The sequence below is a fragment of the Streptomyces sp. NPDC040622 genome (assembly GCF_055593965.1).
This window is the reverse complement of record NZ_JBVIXD010000002.1, coordinates 164,505-180,242: the sequence shown is the minus strand read 5'-3', so window position 1 is coordinate 180,242 and position 15,738 is coordinate 164,505. Positions and strand designations below refer to the sequence as shown.

At 72.2% G+C, this 15,738-nt stretch carries 13 protein-coding genes; 7 read left to right on the top strand and 6 right to left on the bottom strand.

Translation table 11 applies throughout. From position 1 onward, the window contains the following. Nucleotides 1–100 precede the first annotated feature (100 nt). The 5 genes from ACZ592_RS05175 (at nt 101) to ACZ592_RS05155 (ending at nt 4,715) form a co-directional block, all read left to right on the top strand. The gene (locus tag ACZ592_RS05175; RefSeq protein ID WP_471580161.1) at nt 101–556 is read left to right on the top strand and encodes a winged helix-turn-helix transcriptional regulator; all 456 of its coding nucleotides are present in this window, start codon (nt 101–103) and stop codon (nt 554–556) included. A gap of 81 nt (nt 557–637) precedes the next feature. Next, entirely contained in the window at nt 638–1,090 is a 453-nt protein-coding gene (locus ACZ592_RS05170; protein WP_471580160.1) for a VOC family protein, read from the top strand. A 167-nt stretch (nt 1,091–1,257) separates the two neighbouring features. Further along, nucleotides 1,258–2,790 carry a hypothetical protein gene (locus tag ACZ592_RS05165; protein WP_471580159.1) on the top strand — a complete coding sequence of 511 codons (1,533 nt, stop codon included), beginning with the start codon at nt 1,258–1,260 and terminating at the stop codon, nt 2,788–2,790. A gap of 213 nt (nt 2,791–3,003) precedes the next feature. Further along, nucleotides 3,004–3,948, top strand: a complete 945-nt coding sequence (locus ACZ592_RS05160) for a M28 family metallopeptidase (protein WP_471580158.1) — start codon at nt 3,004–3,006, stop codon at nt 3,946–3,948. Between the two features lie 173 nt (nt 3,949–4,121). Beyond that, nucleotides 4,122–4,715 (top strand): flavodoxin family protein, encoded by a 594-nt coding sequence (locus tag ACZ592_RS05155; RefSeq protein WP_471580157.1) that lies wholly within the window; start codon nt 4,122–4,124, stop codon nt 4,713–4,715. Between the two features lie 31 nt (nt 4,716–4,746). Here ACZ592_RS05155 and ACZ592_RS05150 read toward each other — a convergent pair whose 3' ends face one another. The 5 genes from ACZ592_RS05150 to ACZ592_RS05130 all read right to left on the bottom strand — a co-directional run bounded on the left by ACZ592_RS05150 (nt 4,747) and on the right by ACZ592_RS05130 (nt 10,520). Next, the gene (locus tag ACZ592_RS05150) at nt 4,747–5,652 is read right to left on the bottom strand and encodes an ABC transporter permease (RefSeq protein WP_471580156.1); all 906 of its coding nucleotides are present in this window, start codon (nt 5,650–5,652) and stop codon (nt 4,747–4,749) included. Beyond that, complete coding sequence (locus tag ACZ592_RS05145) at nt 5,639–6,628, bottom strand: ABC transporter ATP-binding protein (RefSeq protein ID WP_471580155.1); 990 nt, start codon at nt 6,626–6,628, stop codon at nt 5,639–5,641. The genes ACZ592_RS05150 and ACZ592_RS05145 overlap by 14 nt, the downstream gene beginning before the upstream one ends. Before the next feature lie 98 nt (nt 6,629–6,726). Continuing rightward, the gene (locus tag ACZ592_RS05140) at nt 6,727–8,010 is read right to left on the bottom strand and encodes a LolA family protein (RefSeq protein WP_471580154.1); all 1,284 of its coding nucleotides are present in this window, start codon (nt 8,008–8,010) and stop codon (nt 6,727–6,729) included. Nucleotides 8,011–8,269: 259 nt separating this feature from the next. Further along, complete coding sequence (locus ACZ592_RS05135) at nt 8,270–9,334, bottom strand: CHRD domain-containing protein (RefSeq protein WP_471580153.1); 1,065 nt, start codon at nt 9,332–9,334, stop codon at nt 8,270–8,272. 175 nt (nt 9,335–9,509) lie between these two features. After that, entirely contained in the window at nt 9,510–10,520 is a 1,011-nt protein-coding gene (locus tag ACZ592_RS05130; protein WP_471580152.1) for a polyprenyl synthetase family protein, read from the bottom strand. Between the two features lie 316 nt (nt 10,521–10,836). Here ACZ592_RS05130 and ACZ592_RS05125 point away from each other — a divergent pair, with 316 nt between their 5' ends. After that, complete coding sequence (locus ACZ592_RS05125; protein ID WP_471580151.1) at nt 10,837–12,351, top strand: peptide MFS transporter; 1,515 nt, start codon at nt 10,837–10,839, stop codon at nt 12,349–12,351. 28 nt (nt 12,352–12,379) lie between these two features. Next, nucleotides 12,380–14,368 carry a CocE/NonD family hydrolase gene (locus ACZ592_RS05120; protein WP_471580150.1) on the top strand — a complete coding sequence of 663 codons (1,989 nt, stop codon included), beginning with the start codon at nt 12,380–12,382 and terminating at the stop codon, nt 14,366–14,368. 24 nt (nt 14,369–14,392) lie between these two features. Here the strand turns inward: ACZ592_RS05120 and ACZ592_RS05115 are convergent, their stop codons facing one another. Further along, on the bottom strand, nt 14,393–15,208 hold the full coding sequence (locus tag ACZ592_RS05115) for an HAD family hydrolase (protein WP_471580149.1): 816 nt from the start codon (nt 15,206–15,208) through the stop codon (nt 14,393–14,395). Nucleotides 15,209–15,738: the final 530 nt, after the last annotated feature.

The window sequence follows — 15,738 nt, the reverse complement described above, 5'->3', positions numbered from 1 at the left end:
GGAACTCCTTTGTGGGCGGGGGGAGTCAGGCATCCGGTTACCTGTACGAGGGTCGGTTCCCTCTTGTAACCACTGGCATCGTGCGGCAGCATCGGGAGCCATGGAAGAAGGCACTTCAAAGTCACCGAGTAACCTGCCGGGCACCGTGGACTACGGCGAGGCCGATCCCTTCCAGTGGGACACCCGGGAGGACTGCCAGGTGCGGCAGATCCTCGACCGGGTGGCCGACAAGTGGTCGCTGCTCGTCATCGCGCTCCTGGACCGCCGCCGCCTGCGCTTCACGGAGCTGCGCCGCGAGATCGACGGGATCAGCCAGCGCATGCTGACGGTCACCCTGCGGCAGCTGGAGCGCGACGGCCTGGTCAAGCGGACCGTGCATCCCGTCGTGCCGCCCCGGGTCGAGTACGAACTCACCCCGCTCGGCGGCACCCTGCACCACACCATCCAGACCCTGGTGTCCTGGACCGAGGAACACCAGAACGAGATCGCCGCGGCCCGGGCCGACTACGACGCGCGCGCCGCCGAGGAGGAGAGTGCGACCGCCGCGGCGCGTTGACGCCACGGCGAGGGTTCCGGTCAAGCGCACATCCGGCGGAAGTCCGTGCGCCCGCCTCTCGTAACCGCTATAACTGGTTACATGACAACCCTGCACTGGAAGCTCGTCATCGACGCCGGCGACCCGCACGCGCAAGCCGCCTTCTGGGGCGAGACGTTGGGGTACGAGGTCGAGGACAACAGCGCGCTCATCGCCCGCCTCCTCGAACTGGGCGCGGCGCCGGAGGCCGCGACCGTCGAGTTCCGCGGGCGCCGCGCCTGGCGCGACCTCATCGCCGTCCGGCACCCCGAGGACCCGTACGACGAGGCGAGCGGCACCGGTCTCGGCCGCCGGATCCTCTTCCAGCGCGTGCCCGAGGCCAAGACCGGCAAGAACCGCCTCCACCTCGACGTGCACTCCGCACCGGGCCACCGTGACGACGAGGTGGGCCGCCTGCGGGCGCTGGGCGCCGCCGTGCAGCAGCACGTCAAGGAGCCCGGCGGCGAGTGGGTGATCATGACGGACCCGGAGGGGAACGAGTTCTGCGTCCACTAGGAGGCACGGGCGGTCTCCCTCGGACTCGGGCAAGCTGAGAGACCGGCGCGAGAGACCTGTACGGGAGGTCCGCAGGGGAGCCCTGTACGAGAGCGCCGTACAAGAGCCCTGTACGGGAGCCCCGTACGGGACGTCGCGTCGGCGTCGGACGAGGGAGGCCCGCCCGTATGGCACCGCAGTCGCGCGCCCACCGCCTCCTGCTGGCCGCCTGCGGCACCTTCGCGGGGGTGTCCCTCCTGGTCGTCCCGCTCACCCTGCCCCTGGGCTGGGACGAGATCGTCTACGCCAGCCGCCACTCCCCCTACGCCCCCGCGACGCCGTTCAGCGCGCCCCGCACCCGGGGCGTGCCGGTCCTCATCGCGCCCGTGGCCGCCTGGAGCGACTCCGTCGTCCTGCTGAGGGTGTGGCTGACGCTGCTCGCCACCGCCGCCCTCTACCTGGGGTTCCGGCCCTGGCTGCGCGTCCTGCACCGGCCGGTGGCCGCCGCGGTCGCCGCCGCCCTGTACGGCAGCCTGTGGTTCGCGCTGTTCTACGCGAGCGCCGCGATGCCCAACCACTACACCGCCATGGGCGCCGTCGGAGCGGTCGGCCTCTTCCTGCGGCCGGCGCCGTCCCCGGCCGGCCACGCCGGAATCGCGGCCGGGCTCGCCCTGGCCACCCTGATGCGCCCCAACGACGGCGCGTCCCTCGCCCTCCCCCTGCTCGTCGCCGTGGCCCTGGTACCGGCCCTGCGCGGCCGGGGCCGCGCCCTGGCCGTGCTGGGAGGGCTGGTGGCGGGTGCGCTGCCGTGGATCGTCGAGGCGTACGTCCGCTTCGGCGGCGTCCGCGAACGGCTGGCCCTGGCCAGCGAGGTGCAGGGCGACCTGCGCCCGCTGCTCTCCTTCGCCCACCAGCTCACCGTGATGGACGGCCCGCTGCTCTGCCGCCCCTGCGGCAGCGACGGCCTGCGGCCCGAGACGGCGGAGTGGTGGCTGCTGCTGCCCCTGCTGGTGGCGGTGGGGCTGTGGAGCGGGCGCGGCGGGCGCTCCGGCGGGCGCGCGGGGCGGGGCAACGGCAATGGCGACCACGACGGCAACGGCGAGGGCGACGGCAACGGCAACGGCAACGGCAACGGCCGCGAAACCCCGCCGGACCCCCTCCCCGCCTCCCGCCCCCAAGCCCTCCCCGCCTCCCTCCTGGCCGTCGCCGCAGCCCTCGCCATGGCCCTCCCGTACTTCCTCCTCGTCCCCTACGCGGCCCCCCGTTTCCTCCTCCCCACCCACGCCCTGCTCGCCCCGGTCGCGGCCCTCGGCGTGCTCGCCCTCGCCGGGGCCGCCCGCTCCTCCCGGTGGCCGCGCACCGGCCTCGCCGCGCTGGGGCTCGTCCTCGCCGGGCACCTCGCCGTCCAACTGCCGCTGGTGCAGGGCAACGCCAGGATCCAGGCGGGCGCCCGAGGCGACTGGCAGCGGGTCGCCGACGTGCTACACGGGCAGGGCGTCGGCGGCGTCGACGCCCGCGCCCCCTGCGCCCTGCGCGGCAACAGCTCGCTGATCCCCGTCGCGTACGCCGCCGGATGCGCGCCCGGCGACCCCGCCGACCCGCGCCGCCCCACCGCCCTGGTCCACCGTGCGGCCGGGCCGCCGCGCTGGGCCCGCGACTGGCCGCGCCACCCCGTGCCCGGCACCTACGCCCCCGGGTGGGTCGTACACGTACACCCCTAGAAGGGCCAAGGAAGGGGCGAAGGAGACCCCGGCCACGCGCGCGTGCGCACGCTATGCGGAGCTCCCCGCCCGTTTTGCGGTCTTGACGTCACAACAGCCCCGCCAGCACCATCAGGCAACCCCGAACTCACGAGCGACGCGGACGAGTTCGCGTCCGATCCTGAATCCGAGTTCGGGGCTCGCATGTCAGCCACGGAAACCGGAGCCCCCCACATGAAACTCTCCGTTCCCGGACGGACCGCCGCGGCCGCAGTCATAGCCGTCGCCGGACTCCTCACCACCAACGCGATATCCACCGCGGCGCCCGCCCCGAAGGCGGCCGCCGCTCCCGACATCTCCGTCGCCAACGTCAAGGCGCACCTCGCCGGCCTGCAGGGCGTCGCGGACGCCAACGGCGGCAACCGCGCCCACGGAAGCGCCGGCTACAAGGCCTCGATCGACTACCTGAAGGGCAAGCTCGACGACGCCGGATTCACCACGTCCGTCCAGGAGTTCACGGCGGGCGGCGAGACGGGCTACAACCTGATCGCCGACTGGCCGGGCGGCGACGACGGCAAGGTCGTCATGGCCGGCGCCCACCTCGACAGCGTCTCCGAGGGACCCGGCATCAACGACAACGGCTCCGGCTCGGCCGCCGTCCTGGAGACCGCGCTCACCGTCGCCCGCGAGCAGTACAAGCCCACCAAGCACCTGCGGTTCGCCTGGTGGGGCGCGGAGGAGATCGGCCTGGTCGGCTCCTCCAGCTACGTCGACGGCCTGTCCGGCGCCGACCGCGACAAGATCAGCGGCTATCTGAACTTCGACATGATCAGCTCCCCGAACGCGGGCTACTTCGTCTACGACGACGACCCCACGATCGAGAAGACCTTCAAGGACTACTACGCGGGCCTGAACATCGCCTCGGAGCCGGACGACGAGGGCGACGGCCGTTCCGACCACGCGCCCTTCCAGCAGGCGGGCGTGCCGGTCGGCGGCCTGTTCAGCGGCGCCGAGACCACCAAGTCGGCCCAGCAGGCGCAGAAGTGGGGCGGCACGGCGGGCGAGGCGTTCGACAAGTGCTACCACTCGTCCTGCGACAAGGAGTCGAACATCGACGAGACCGCGCTCGACCGCAACAGCGACGCGATCGCGTACGCGGTGTGGGGGCTGTCCTCGTAGACCGCTGACCGGTCTCCCCGCAGAGCGCCGAACGGATCCCCGCAGCCCGCGGGGCGCGACCCGGTAGTCCACCGCGCGGGCCCGGACCGGCGAACCCTGGACGGGATTGCTTGCGCGTGCATATAGTGCATGCGCAAGCAATCGCCGCATGCAAGCAATTCCAGGGGGATCCCATGACCCGCAAGTTCCTCTTCGTCCTCGGCAGTTCGCGTCCCGGGGGCAACACCGAGCTCCTGGCCCGCAAGGCCGCCGAGCAGCTCCCGCCGGACGTCGAGCAGCGCTGGCTGAACCTGGCCGATCTCCCGCTGCCCGACTTCGAGGACCGGCGCCACGGCGGCGACCGCCCGCGCGCCCGCCCCCGCCCCTCCGGCGACAACGAGGCGCTGCTCCTGGACGCCACGCTGGACGCCACGGACCTCGTCATCGCGTCGCCGCTGTACTGGTACTCGCTGTCGGCCACCGTCAAGCGCTACCTCGACTACTGGGACGCATGGCTGGAGACGCCGGACGCCGACTTCAAGAAGACCCTCGAAGGCCGCACCCTGTGGGGCGTGACGGCGCTCGCGCACCGCGAGGAGGAGGTGGCGGAGCCGCTGATCGGGACGCTGCGCAACACCGCGGCCTTCTTCCCCATGCGCTTCGGCGGCGTCCTGCTCGGCAACGGCACCCGGCCCGGACACGTACTGGAGGACACCGAGGCCCTGGCGCGCGCCAAGACGTTCTTCGCGCAGGAGCCGCCCGTGGCCCGCTACCCGTACGACAACTGACCCTCGGCCGACGGCAGCTGACGGATCGGTCCTACGCCATGATGTCCTTCGCCCCGAACCGCGCCCACGCCGCCGAGCCGAACACGGCCGCGTACAGGCCCTGCATCTGCAGGTTCTTGATGATGTCGTCCCAGTAGACGGGCTCGCGCATCAGGTCCGCGAAGGACAGCCAGTAGTGCGAGAAGAAGTACGGGTGCAGGGCGTCCAGTTGCGGGATCTGGTCGAGGATCTGGACCGTGATCAGCAGCCCGACGGTCGTCGCCATCGCCGCGATGCCGCTGCTGGTGAGCGTCGACACGAACAGGCCGAGCGCCGCCACGCCGATCAGTGACACGGCGACGACGACCGCGATCAGCAGGGCCCGCCACAGCCCTTCGCCGAAGCCGATGCGGGTGCCTGAGATCGTCGTGACCTCGCCCAGCGGGAAGAGCAGCGCGCCGGTCGTGAGGGCGGATGCGGCGACGACCAGGGTCGCGACCAGGCAGAACGTCAGCGTCGTCGCGTACTTGGTGAGCAGCAGCCGGGTCCGCCCCGCGGGCGAGACCAGCAGGTAGCGCAGCGTGCCGCCGCTCGCCTCCCCCGCGATCGCGTCGCCCGCGACGACGCCGATCGCCATCGGCAGGAAGAACGGCAGGGTCGCGGCGAGCGCGGTGAAGACCAGGAACAGGCCGTTGTTGGTGATCTGCGCGATGAAGGCGGGTCCGCCTTCGCCGCCGCCCCCGCCGATCGTCGAACCGTCACTGGTCTCGATCTTGACGGCGACGCCGACGAGGATCGGCACGCCGGCGAGCACGGCCAGCAGCGCGAGGGTCCGCCAGCGGCGGAAGGTGATCGCGAGCTCGCTGCGGAAGAGACCGAACGTCCAGATCCACCGCGTCTCCCGCGTGCCGCCCCCGGGCGCCGTCCCGGAGACCTGCGCGGCCTCAGCCCGCGACATCGAAGCCCTCCCCCGTCAGCGCCACGAACGCGTCCTCCAGCGAGGCCCGTTCGAGCCCGAAGCCGCGGACGCGCACGCCCGCGCCGACCAGCGCGGCGGTCAGCTCGGCCAGCTCCACGTCCTGCCCGGACTCGTCCTGGCCGGGCGGTTCACCACTCACCCGGTCCTCCGTCACGACGAGATCCGTCACGCCCTGCTCCTTCAGGACGCGGGCGGCCTCGCCCGTGTCCGGTGTCGTCACGACGAGCCTGCCGCGCGCGCCCGCCGCGAGTTCGGCGACCGGGCCCTGGGTGATCAGGCGGCCCTGGGTCATCACGGCGGCGTGCGTGCAGACCTGCTCGATCTCGTCGAGGAGGTGCGAGGAGAGGAAGACGGTCGTGCCCTCCGCCGCCAGCTCCCGCACCAGCGTGCGGATCTCGCGCATGCCCTGCGGGTCGAGCCCGTTCGTCGGCTCGTCCAGGACGAGGAGCCTGCGGGGCTGCAACAGGGCCGCCGCGAGCCCGAGCCGCTGCTTCATGCCGAGGGAGTACGCCTTCGCCTTCTTGCCCGCGGCCGCGGTGAGGCCGACCCGGTCGAGGGCCGACTCGGCGCGCGCCCGCCGGGTGCGCGGGTCGGCGGTCGGGTCCGCGGAGTCGTACCGCAGCAGGTTGTCGCGGCCCGAGAGGAAGCCGTAGAGGGCGGGGCCCTCGATCAGCGCGCCCACGTGCGGGAGCACGGCGCGCGTGGCGCGCGGCATGGGGCGGCCGAGGACCTGGGCGCGGCCCGCGGTCGGCTCGATGAGTCCCATCAGCATGCGGATCGTGGTCGTCTTGCCCGAGCCGTTCGGCCCGAGGAACCCGAAGACGCTGCCTTCGGGGACGCTGAGGTCGAGCCGGTCGACGGCGAGGTGCTTCCCGTACCGCTTGGTGAGTCCGTGCGTCTCGATGACGTACTCCACCGAGGTCCGCCCCACCGGACTGCCGCTGCTGACCGGCACGTTGCCCTCCCGTCGTCCGACGTGACGGATGGAAGGTGCCCGGCAGGCACCTTCCATCCGCCGTTTCCCCGGGTCTCCCCTAGGCCGTACCCGGCACGCTAATGCGCCTCGTTCGCCGCCTTCACCAGCGCGTCCTTCGTGACCGCGCCCACGTAGACCGTGCCGTCGTCGGTGACGAGGGCGTTGATCAGGCGGGTCGAGAAGACCGTGCCGGAACCGAACTTCCCGTTGACCTGGTCGCCCAGCGAGTCGAGGAACTTCTGCGCGTCCTGCGGGACCTCGCCCGAACCGGCCGTCGGCAGGCCCTTGCCGCCCGGCAGCTTCAGCTCGGCGATCGAGCTCCAGCCCTCCCCGATGACCTTCAGGTCGTTGAGGCCGCCCTCGGCGGACTCCTTGCCGCCCTCGGCGCCCTTGTCCTTGAAGTGGCCGGCGTCGCCCGCGCCCTTGCCCTGCTCGTCGGCCTCGGTCACCTTCGTGCCCTTGGGCGGGGTGAAGTCGAAGGTCGACGCGGACGGCTTGCCGAAGTCGACCTTCGTGAAGCCCGCGTCGACGACGGCCGCGCCGCCGGAGGACGGGGTCAGCGTGAACTTGAGCGGGGTACCGGTCTTCTCGTCCACCGCTACCGTGATCCGGCCGACCGTCGAACCGGACTGCTCCGGCTTGATCACCAGGCGGTACGCGTCGCGGCCCGCGACCTGCGCGGTGCCGTCGACCTTCACGGACGTGGTGCCGTCCGCCGCCTTCAGGGCCTGCTCGGCGAACTCCTTGGGGGTCGTCGGCAGCTCCCCGCGGAGCTCCTTGGGCACGTCCTTGCCGCCCTTGTGGCCCTTCTCCGAAGCGGCGCCCTCGCCCTTGGCGTGGTAGGCCTCGTTCGACGCGCTGTCGTACGCCCACACGTCGTCGCCGTTGTGGATCAGGCTGTACTCGGAGGCATCCTCAAGGACGGACACCTTCTGCTTGTCGGGGCCGTCGGCCGCGACGCGCAGCGTGTGCGTGCCGGACGCCAGCTCCATCAGCTTGCTCTTGGGGTCGGCGGCCGAGCCCTTGCCGTCGCCGTCGTCGCCACGGTCCGCACCACCGCCGCCGCCGCCGCCGAAGCCACCCGCCATGCCGCCGATCGACGGCAGGCCCAGATCGGTGCTGATCTTGACGTTGCCGGACACCTGCTGGGTGTCCGACGCGGCGATCTTCTCGATGAGTTCCTGCGCGGTGACCTTCGGAAGGTCCGGGTCGCCCGAGCTCGCGAGCGCCGGGACCAGCCCGATGGTCGCCGCGGCCACCCCCGCCACCGCGACGGGAACCACGTAGCGGGTCGCCTTGCGGCGGCCGACGCGCAGGTCCCCGGCCTCGCTGGTGTCCTTCTCCGGTTCGTACGGTGCCATTGTCTGCCTTACCTCCGTGGTCGGCGGCGGCCCTGCCTGTACGTGCCTTCGTCCACCCTGTGCCGCCATTCTCACCCGAATTGGTCAGGAGTGGTGGTTCTCTCTGGACTCCATCCGACCAAATCGGCCGGAGAGAAGCGTCAGACCCCGGGCGCAACTCCGTGTACTGCTCTGGGATGACACGAAGCGGCGGCACCTCCCCCGTCCCGTAGGGGGTGGCACCGCCGCGCACTCCTCAGCTGCTCGGCTCCTCGGCCGCTCAGCTCCCCACGAATACGTAGTCCGCCCGGTACGGCACACGCACGGTCTCGCCGGGCGTGCAACTCCCCGCCGGCTGGAGCCCGCCCACGGTGTTGAGGCGGAAGATCTCCACCGTCCCCGCGAGCAGCCCGCCGCGCCCGCCGAGCCGGGTGGCGGCGAGGTCGAGCTCGGGGATGTTCCCTTCGCCGTTGGGCGTCCGTGAGATCACCGTGCCGGTGACCCCGCTGCCGTCCGGGGCGACCCACTGCGGGGTGCCGGAGCCCGGTGCGGTGAAGCGGTGCGCGATGCCGCCGCCGAGGGCGGCCCGTACGTCGTGCTGGGCGAAGGCGGTCGCCCCTGAGCCGTGCTCGGCCCTCTCGCACGCGTAGATCTGCTCGCCCCTCACCACCGGGGCGAGGACGGCGGCCGAGGCGGCGCGCAAGCCGATGTCCGCGCTCACCTCGGTGAGCTGCCCCCGGACCGCGCCGCCCGGGAACTCGGCGGTGTGCAGGTTGGCGTAGAACCGGCCGGGGTCGTCCTTCAACCGGGCGAGCAGGCCGGCGTCGGTGACCCTGACGGTGCCGGTGACGCGCCCCGGCCCGCTGTCGCCCCTGCCGCTGTCCCTGCCGTCCGCGCTCCTGCCGCCGCTCCCGTGGCCCTTCAGCAGCTCGGCGAAGTCGATCCGGACATCGCCGCCCGCACCCCTGCCGCCCTCGTGGAGGTGGAGGGCCGTGGGCCTGCCCGTGCCGCGCCACCGGACCGTGACGGAGACCTTGTCGCCCTCGACCCTGACGAACTCCAGCGCCCTGCCGTCCCGGTCGCCGACGGCGGGACCGCCCCTCGTCGGCACCTCGTTCGCGCCGTTCATGCTCGCCACGAAGACCGGCCCGCCGTGCCGGTTGGCCGCCGAGCCGCGTCCGGCCACCGCCGAGCCGTGTCCGGCCGCACCGCTCGCGGCGCCCGGCAGGACCGCGACCGTCAGGCCCGCGGCCGCGAGCACCACGCCCCCGGTGACCAGCAACCCGCGACGGCGGCTCCCCGTGGCCGCGCCGTCCCCCTGGGAGGACCGTGTGAAGGTGCCCATGATGAATCTCCCCGTGCCCCGAGCCGCCACCCCCTGCGGCGGCTTCTGGGCAGGGGTACGGGGTGGATCTGAGCCACGACTCAATCCGGCCCCGCTCCCCGCCGCCCCAAGCATGTGATCCGGGTCACATGAGGGCGGGGTGTGTCAGCGGCGCCCCGGCGGGCGCTCCCGCGGGTCAGCCCGCCCGGTGCACCACCAGGTCGCAGAGCTCGATCAGGGAGGCCTTCGCGTCGCCCTCGGGCAGCGGGCCGAGGGCGGCCCGCGCGCTCTCCGCGTAGCAGACCGTGTCCCGGCGCGCGTGCTCCAGCGCGGGGTGGTCGCGCAGCCTGACGAGGGCCTCGGCGTGCCGCGCGTCGTCCATGCGGTCCGGGTCGAGCAGGTCGCACAGGGCGATGTCCTCGGCGAGGCCGAGCCGCTCCGCGCGCTCGCGCAGCCGCAGCACCGGCAGCGTGGGGATGCCCTCGCGCAGGTCCGTGCCGGGCGTCTTGCCGGACTCGTGCGAGTCGGAGGCGATGTCGAGGACGTCGTCGGCGAGCTGGAAGGCGACGCCCAGGCGCTCGCCGTACTGGGTGAGGACGTCCACGACACTCTCGTCGGCGCCGGCCATCATCGCGCCGAACCGGCAGGCCACGGCGACCAGCGAACCGGTCTTGCCGCGGAGCACGTCGAGGTAGTGGTCGACCGGGTCGCGCCCCTCGGCCGGCCCCGCGGTCTCCAGGATCTGGCCGGTGACCAGACGTTCGAACGCCTCGGCCTGGATACGGACGGCCTCCGGGCCCAGGTCGGCCAGGATGTAGGACGCGCGAGCGAAGAGGAAGTCGCCGGTCAGGACGGCGACGGAGTTGCCCCAGCGCTGGTTGGCGCTGTCGACCCCGCGGCGCACGTCCGCCTCGTCCATGACGTCGTCGTGGTACAGCGTCGCCAGGTGGGTCAGCTCGACGACCACGGCCGACGGCACGACACGCGGGGCGTAGGGGTCGCCGAACTGGGCAGCGAGCATCACGAGCAGCGGACGGAAACGCTTGCCCCCGGCACGGACCAGGTGTTGGGCCGCCTCGGTGATGAAGGGAACCTCGCTCTTGGTGGCCTCGAGCAGTCCCTCCTCGACGGCAGCCAACCCGGCCTGGACATCGGCTTCGAGAGCCTGGTCCCGCACGCTCAGCCCGAAAGGCCCGACGACGGTCACGAGAGGTTCTCCTGTCTGCTGACGATCACACGGCCAACTCGGTCGATCACTGGATCTCCGTCGATGACACGGGTTTGTCGATGTGTCGCTGCCATCACTCAAGTCAGCGTATCCGGTCGACTTTCGATCACGGCGAGCACCTGCCCGTCCGTCGCACGTCACTGCCCAGGTCGGCACCGTACGCAAGGCACCCTCCGCCCGCCCGGCAGACCACCCCGCGCGGTGCGCGAAGCTCACCGGTATGTTCGTGATCGACCCATAAGACTGACAAGCCCGCCCTGCACCACAAGAACCGTAACGACCGGGAGAAGCATCTTTGTCCCGTACTACGGCCGAGTACGAGCCGCCCGCAGAGCCGACCGGCGATCCACCGCCGGGTGACGACCACGCCTTCTTCGGGCAGCCCCGGGGCCTGCTCACCCTCTCGGGCCTGGAGGTCTGGGAGCGATTCTCGTTCCTCGGCATGCAGGCCATCCTGGTCCTCTACTTCGCCGACTCGGTCGCCGACGACGGCATGGGGATGGACGCCGGCACGGCCGCGTCGGTCTCGGCCGCGTACGGCACGCTGGTCTATCTGGTCTCGGTGGCGGGCGGCTGGCTGGCCGACCGCATCCTCGGCTCGTACCGCGCGGTGCTGTGGGGCGGCATCCTCATCGCCTGCGGGCACTACTCGATGGCCGTGCCGACGGCATCGATGACCTGGGTGGGCCTCGGCCTGATCAGCGCGGGCACCGGTCTGCTCAAGCCGAACGTCGCCTCGATGGTCGGCAAGCTCTACCGCACCGACGACGAGCGGCGGGACGCCGGCTTCGCGCTCTACTACATGGGCATCAACATCGGCGCCTTCGCGGGCCCGCTGATCACCGGCTGGCTCGGTGACCACAAGGGATGGCACTGGGGCTTCTCCGCGGCCGCGATCGGCATGACGTTCGGCCTGGTCCAGTACGTGCTGGGCCGCCGTCATCTCGCCGGGCGCAAGGCGTCGGCCGAGTTCGCGCTGCCCAAGGACGCGATGCGCCGCGCGGTCGTCCTGATGGTGGTGGGCGTGCTCGCGTTCGCCGCCGTCGCGGCCGTGCTGGCCGCCGTCGGCTGGCTGACCATGGACCGCTTCGTCGACCTGCTCACCCTCATCTCGGTGATCGCGCCGGTCGCCTACTTCGCGGTGATGTTCCGCAGCCCGCGCGTGAGCGCCGAGGAACGCGGCCGTCTCAAGCCGTACGTCGTCCTCTTCCTGGCCTCCGTGGTCTTCAACTTCATCCTCTTCCAGGCCTACTCGACGATGATCCTGCTGGCGTCGACGAACGCCGAGACGTCGATCTTCGGCTTCACCTTCCCCGCCAGCTGGTACGCGTCCGCGCTCGGCGCCTTCGAGGTCGGGCTCGCCCCGGTCGTCGCCACCGTCTGGGCCCGGATGGGCCGCCGGCAGCCGCACGCCTCCAACAAGATCGCCATCGGCGTGATCCTGGGCGGCCTGTCGTTCCTGCTGATGGTCCTGCCCACCTCCGGGCACGGCGACGGCACGTACAAGATGGCGGTCTGGTGGATCGTCGGCTCCTACCTGCTCCTCGGCCTCGGCGACATCCTCGTGGAGACCTCGGGGATGTCGGCGACGACGAAGCTCGCCCCGAAGGCCTTCGCCAGCCAGACCATGGCGCTGTGGTTCCTCTCCCTCGCCCTCGCCAACGGCATTCAGGCCCAGGTCGTGAAGTTGTACGGAGAGGTCTCCAACCCGGCGTACTTCGGCGTCAACGGCGCCATCGCCGTGGTCGCGGGCATCGCCGTGATCGCACTCGCCCCGTGGCTGCGCCGCACCATGCACCCCGTCCACTGAGGACACCCCGTCCACTGAGGTTCCACTCATGCAGATCCGCGACTCCTTCCCGTACGAGACGACCCGCGAGGACATCCGCGTACCCCTCGCCGACGGGACCACGCTCTACGCGCGCGTGTGGCGCCCGGTCACCGACGAGCCCGTCCCCGTGCTCCTGGAATACCTCCCCTACCGGCTCAGCGACTGGACGGCGCCCCGCGACTGGCAGCGCCACCCCTGGTACGCGGGCCACGGCTACGCCTCCGTGCGCGTCGACGTCCGCGGGCACGGCAACAGCGAGGGCCTGCCCACCGACGAGTACTCGGCACAGGAGCTCGCGGACGGCGTCGAGGTGGTCAACTGGCTCGCCGCGCAGCCGTGGTCCAGCGGCAAGGTCGGCATGTTCGGCATCTCCTGGGGCGGCTTCAACTCCCTGCAGATCGCGGCGCTCGCGCCGGAGCCGCTCAAGGCGATCGTCACGGTCTGCTCGGCGGACGACCGCTACGACAACGACGTCCACTACATGGGCGGGTCCGTCCTGGCCGTCGACATGCACGCGTGGGCGGCGACGATGCTGGCCTTCGTGTCGCGCCCGCCGGACCCGCAGTGCGTGGGCGACGCGTGGCGCGACATGTGGCTGACGCGCCTGGAGGCCGTCGAGCCCTTCATCCACACCTGGCTGGACCACCAGACCCGGGACGACTACTGGCGGCACGGCAGCGTCTGCGAGGACTACTCCGCGATCGGTGCCGCCGTCCTCGCGGTGGGCGGCTGGCACGACCCGTACCGCGACACGGTGCTGCGCCTGGTGGAGCACCTGCCCGGCGACGTGCGCGGGCTGATCGGCCCGTGGTCGCACCAGTACCCGGACCGCGGGCTGCCGCCGGGCCCCGCGATCGGCTTCCTCCAGGAGACCCTGCGCTGGTGGGACCACCACCTCAAGGGCATCGACACCGGAGTGATGGCCGAGCCGAAGCTCCGCTCCTGGATCAGCGACTCGCACCCGCCGGCGACGGTCTACCCGGAGCTGCCCGGCGGCTGGGTCGGCGACCCGTCCTGGCCCTCCCCGAACGTCACCCCCGTTCCCTACGCCCTCCAGGGCACCCCCGTCGTCGTCGACTCGCCCCAGCACACGGGCCTGGACGCGGGCCGCTACTTCCCGTTCGGCAACGACGCGGACCTGCCGCCCGATCAGCGGGACGAGGACGCGAAGTCGGCGTGCTTCGAGTTCGAGGTGCCCTCCGAGGTACGGGTCCTCGGGCGCCCCAAGGTGACCCTGCGGCTGCGCATGGACGTGCCCTACGGCCAGGCCATCGCCCGCATCTGCGACATCGCGCCCGACGGCTCGTCCACGCTCGTCACCCGGGGCGTGCTCAACCTCTCCGCGCGCAACGGCAGGGACCGCGCGGACGCCTGGCCGCTCGGCGCCACCGAGGACGTGACCTTCGAGCTCAACGGCATCGGCCACACCTTCCCGCCGGGCCACCGGATCCGCCTCGCGGTCTCCTCCGCGTACTGGCCCTGGATCTGGCCGCAGGCCGACTCGGTGGGCTTCACCCTGGAGCCGGTGGGCAGCTCCCTCGAACTGCCGGTGCGCGAGGGCGGCCCGGACCCCTCGATCACCTTCGAACCGCCGGAGCAGTCGGAGCCGCTGGGCGTGGTGTACCCGGCGACCCTGGAGGAGCAGCGGCCCGAGCGCCTGGTCGTATGCGATGTCGCCAAGGGCGAGTGGCGCCTGGAGGTCGACCCGCGCTACGGCGGCACGCGCGTGTACCCCGACGGCCTGGAGTTCACCGAGGACGCCGTGGAGACGTACACGATCCAGGAGGACGATCCGCTGAGCGCCCACACCCGCTCGGACTGGACGATCCGCCTGCACCGGCCCGAGATCGGCTGGGACGTCTCGGTCCAGACGCGCTCGGAGATCACCTGCGACGCGGCGGACTTCATCACGTCGAACGAGGTGGTGTGCCGGGACGGCGGCGAGGTCGTCTTCCACCGGACGTGGGAGAAGCGGATCCGGCGGACCGCGGGCTAGTCCGGCGGACCGCCGGCCAGACCCCTAGGGTCTTTTCCCCAGGAGACGCTCGAGGACGACGGCGACGCCGTCGTCCTCGTTCGAGAGGGTCAACTCGTCGGCCACGGATTTGAGTTCGCCGTGCGCGTTGGCCATGGCCACCCCGTGCGCGGCCCACAGGAACATGGGGATGTCGTTGGGCATGTCCCCGAAGGCGATCGTGTCGGCGGCGGTCAGGCCGAGCCGCTCGGCCGCCAGCGCGAGCCCGGTCGCCTTGGTCACCCCGCACGGCTGGAGCTCCACCGTGCCGGGCCCCGACATGGTCACGGTCGCGAGGGGCCCCACCGCGTCCCGCGCGACCGCCGCCAACTCGTCGTCGGCCAGCGTCGGGTGGCGCAGCAGCACCTTGCTGATGGGCTCCTCCCACAGCACCGCGCGTCCGGGCACGCGCACCGCGGGGAGCGTGGGGTGCGGCATCTCGTACCCCGGCTCGATGAGCGTGAGGCCGTCCACGCCGTCCTGGTCCACGGCGGCGTGGACCTGCCCGACCTCCGCCTCGATCTTCCCGAGCGCGGCCTCGGCGAGCTCCCTGTCGAGCGTCACCGACCACACCATCCGGTCCGCCCCTGCGTCGTACAGCTGTGCCCCCTGCCCGCAGACGGCCAGGCTGTCGTAGCCGAGCGCGTCGAAGAGCGGCCGCACCCGGGGTGCCGGGCGCCCCGTGACCACGAGGTGGCGTGCGCCCGCCCTGTCCGCGGCGGCCAGCGCCAGCCGCGACCGGTCGGAGACCGTGTCGTCGCCGCGCAGCAGCGTCCCGTCCAGGTCAGTGGCGATGAGTGCATATGCGTGGGGTGCGGCCATGATCCAGAGAATACGGATCCTGGGCCCGGCCGGAAGCTGCTTGGCAAGGTGCGTACGCGACCGGCTAGGTCACGGCCCCTACGGTTCACCAGAAAGTGGAATCCAGCATTCCGGCGCGTCGGCCGCAGACACCTCCTCGCCGGGCCCTCGCGGGCCGCCGGCCGGTAAATTCGGCCCGGCACGGGGTTGTTGACGGTTCCGGTACGCCGGGGGGGGCGGGAGGGCGCCTCGTCACCCTCTCCGACCTGCTGCCCTTCGTACTCGAAGGGCCTGGGGCACCTGGGACGCCCGGGGCTTCCGGGGCTTCCGGGGCGTGGACCTGGCGCGTCCTCGAATTCACCGGCACCGGCAACGGCACCGGCACCGGCGTTGTCGGCACCGGCGTTGTCGGCGACATCCGCAGCCCCGGGCCGATGCCGGGAGGCCTCTTCGTACCGGAGTTCGAGGACGCGGCCCTGCGCTCCCCGGCCGGCCGGCGTCGGCGCCCGCCTTCGGCGCGTCGTGGCTCCTGGCGAGGAATTCGGCACTCC

Coding starts and splice junctions, on each gene's coding strand:
- ACZ592_RS05170 (WP_471580160.1), top strand. CDS start 638: ATGACAACCCTGCACTGGAAGCTCGTCATCGACGCCGGCGACCCGCAC.
- ACZ592_RS05175 (WP_471580161.1), top strand. CDS start 101: ATGGAAGAAGGCACTTCAAAGTCACCGAGTAACCTGCCGGGCACCGTG.
- ACZ592_RS05155 (WP_471580157.1), top strand. CDS start 4,122: ATGACCCGCAAGTTCCTCTTCGTCCTCGGCAGTTCGCGTCCCGGGGGC.
- ACZ592_RS05160 (WP_471580158.1), top strand. CDS start 3,004: ATGAAACTCTCCGTTCCCGGACGGACCGCCGCGGCCGCAGTCATAGCC.
- ACZ592_RS05135 (WP_471580153.1), bottom strand. CDS start 9,334: ATGGGCACCTTCACACGGTCCTCCCAGGGGGACGGCGCGGCCACGGGG.
- ACZ592_RS05165 (WP_471580159.1), top strand. CDS start 1,258: ATGGCACCGCAGTCGCGCGCCCACCGCCTCCTGCTGGCCGCCTGCGGC.
- ACZ592_RS05120 (WP_471580150.1), top strand. CDS start 12,380: ATGCAGATCCGCGACTCCTTCCCGTACGAGACGACCCGCGAGGACATC.
- ACZ592_RS05150 (WP_471580156.1), bottom strand. CDS start 5,652: ATGTCGCGGGCTGAGGCCGCGCAGGTCTCCGGGACGGCGCCCGGGGGC.
- ACZ592_RS05115 (WP_471580149.1), bottom strand. CDS start 15,208: ATGGCCGCACCCCACGCATATGCACTCATCGCCACTGACCTGGACGGG.
- ACZ592_RS05140 (WP_471580154.1), bottom strand. CDS start 8,010: ATGGCACCGTACGAACCGGAGAAGGACACCAGCGAGGCCGGGGACCTG.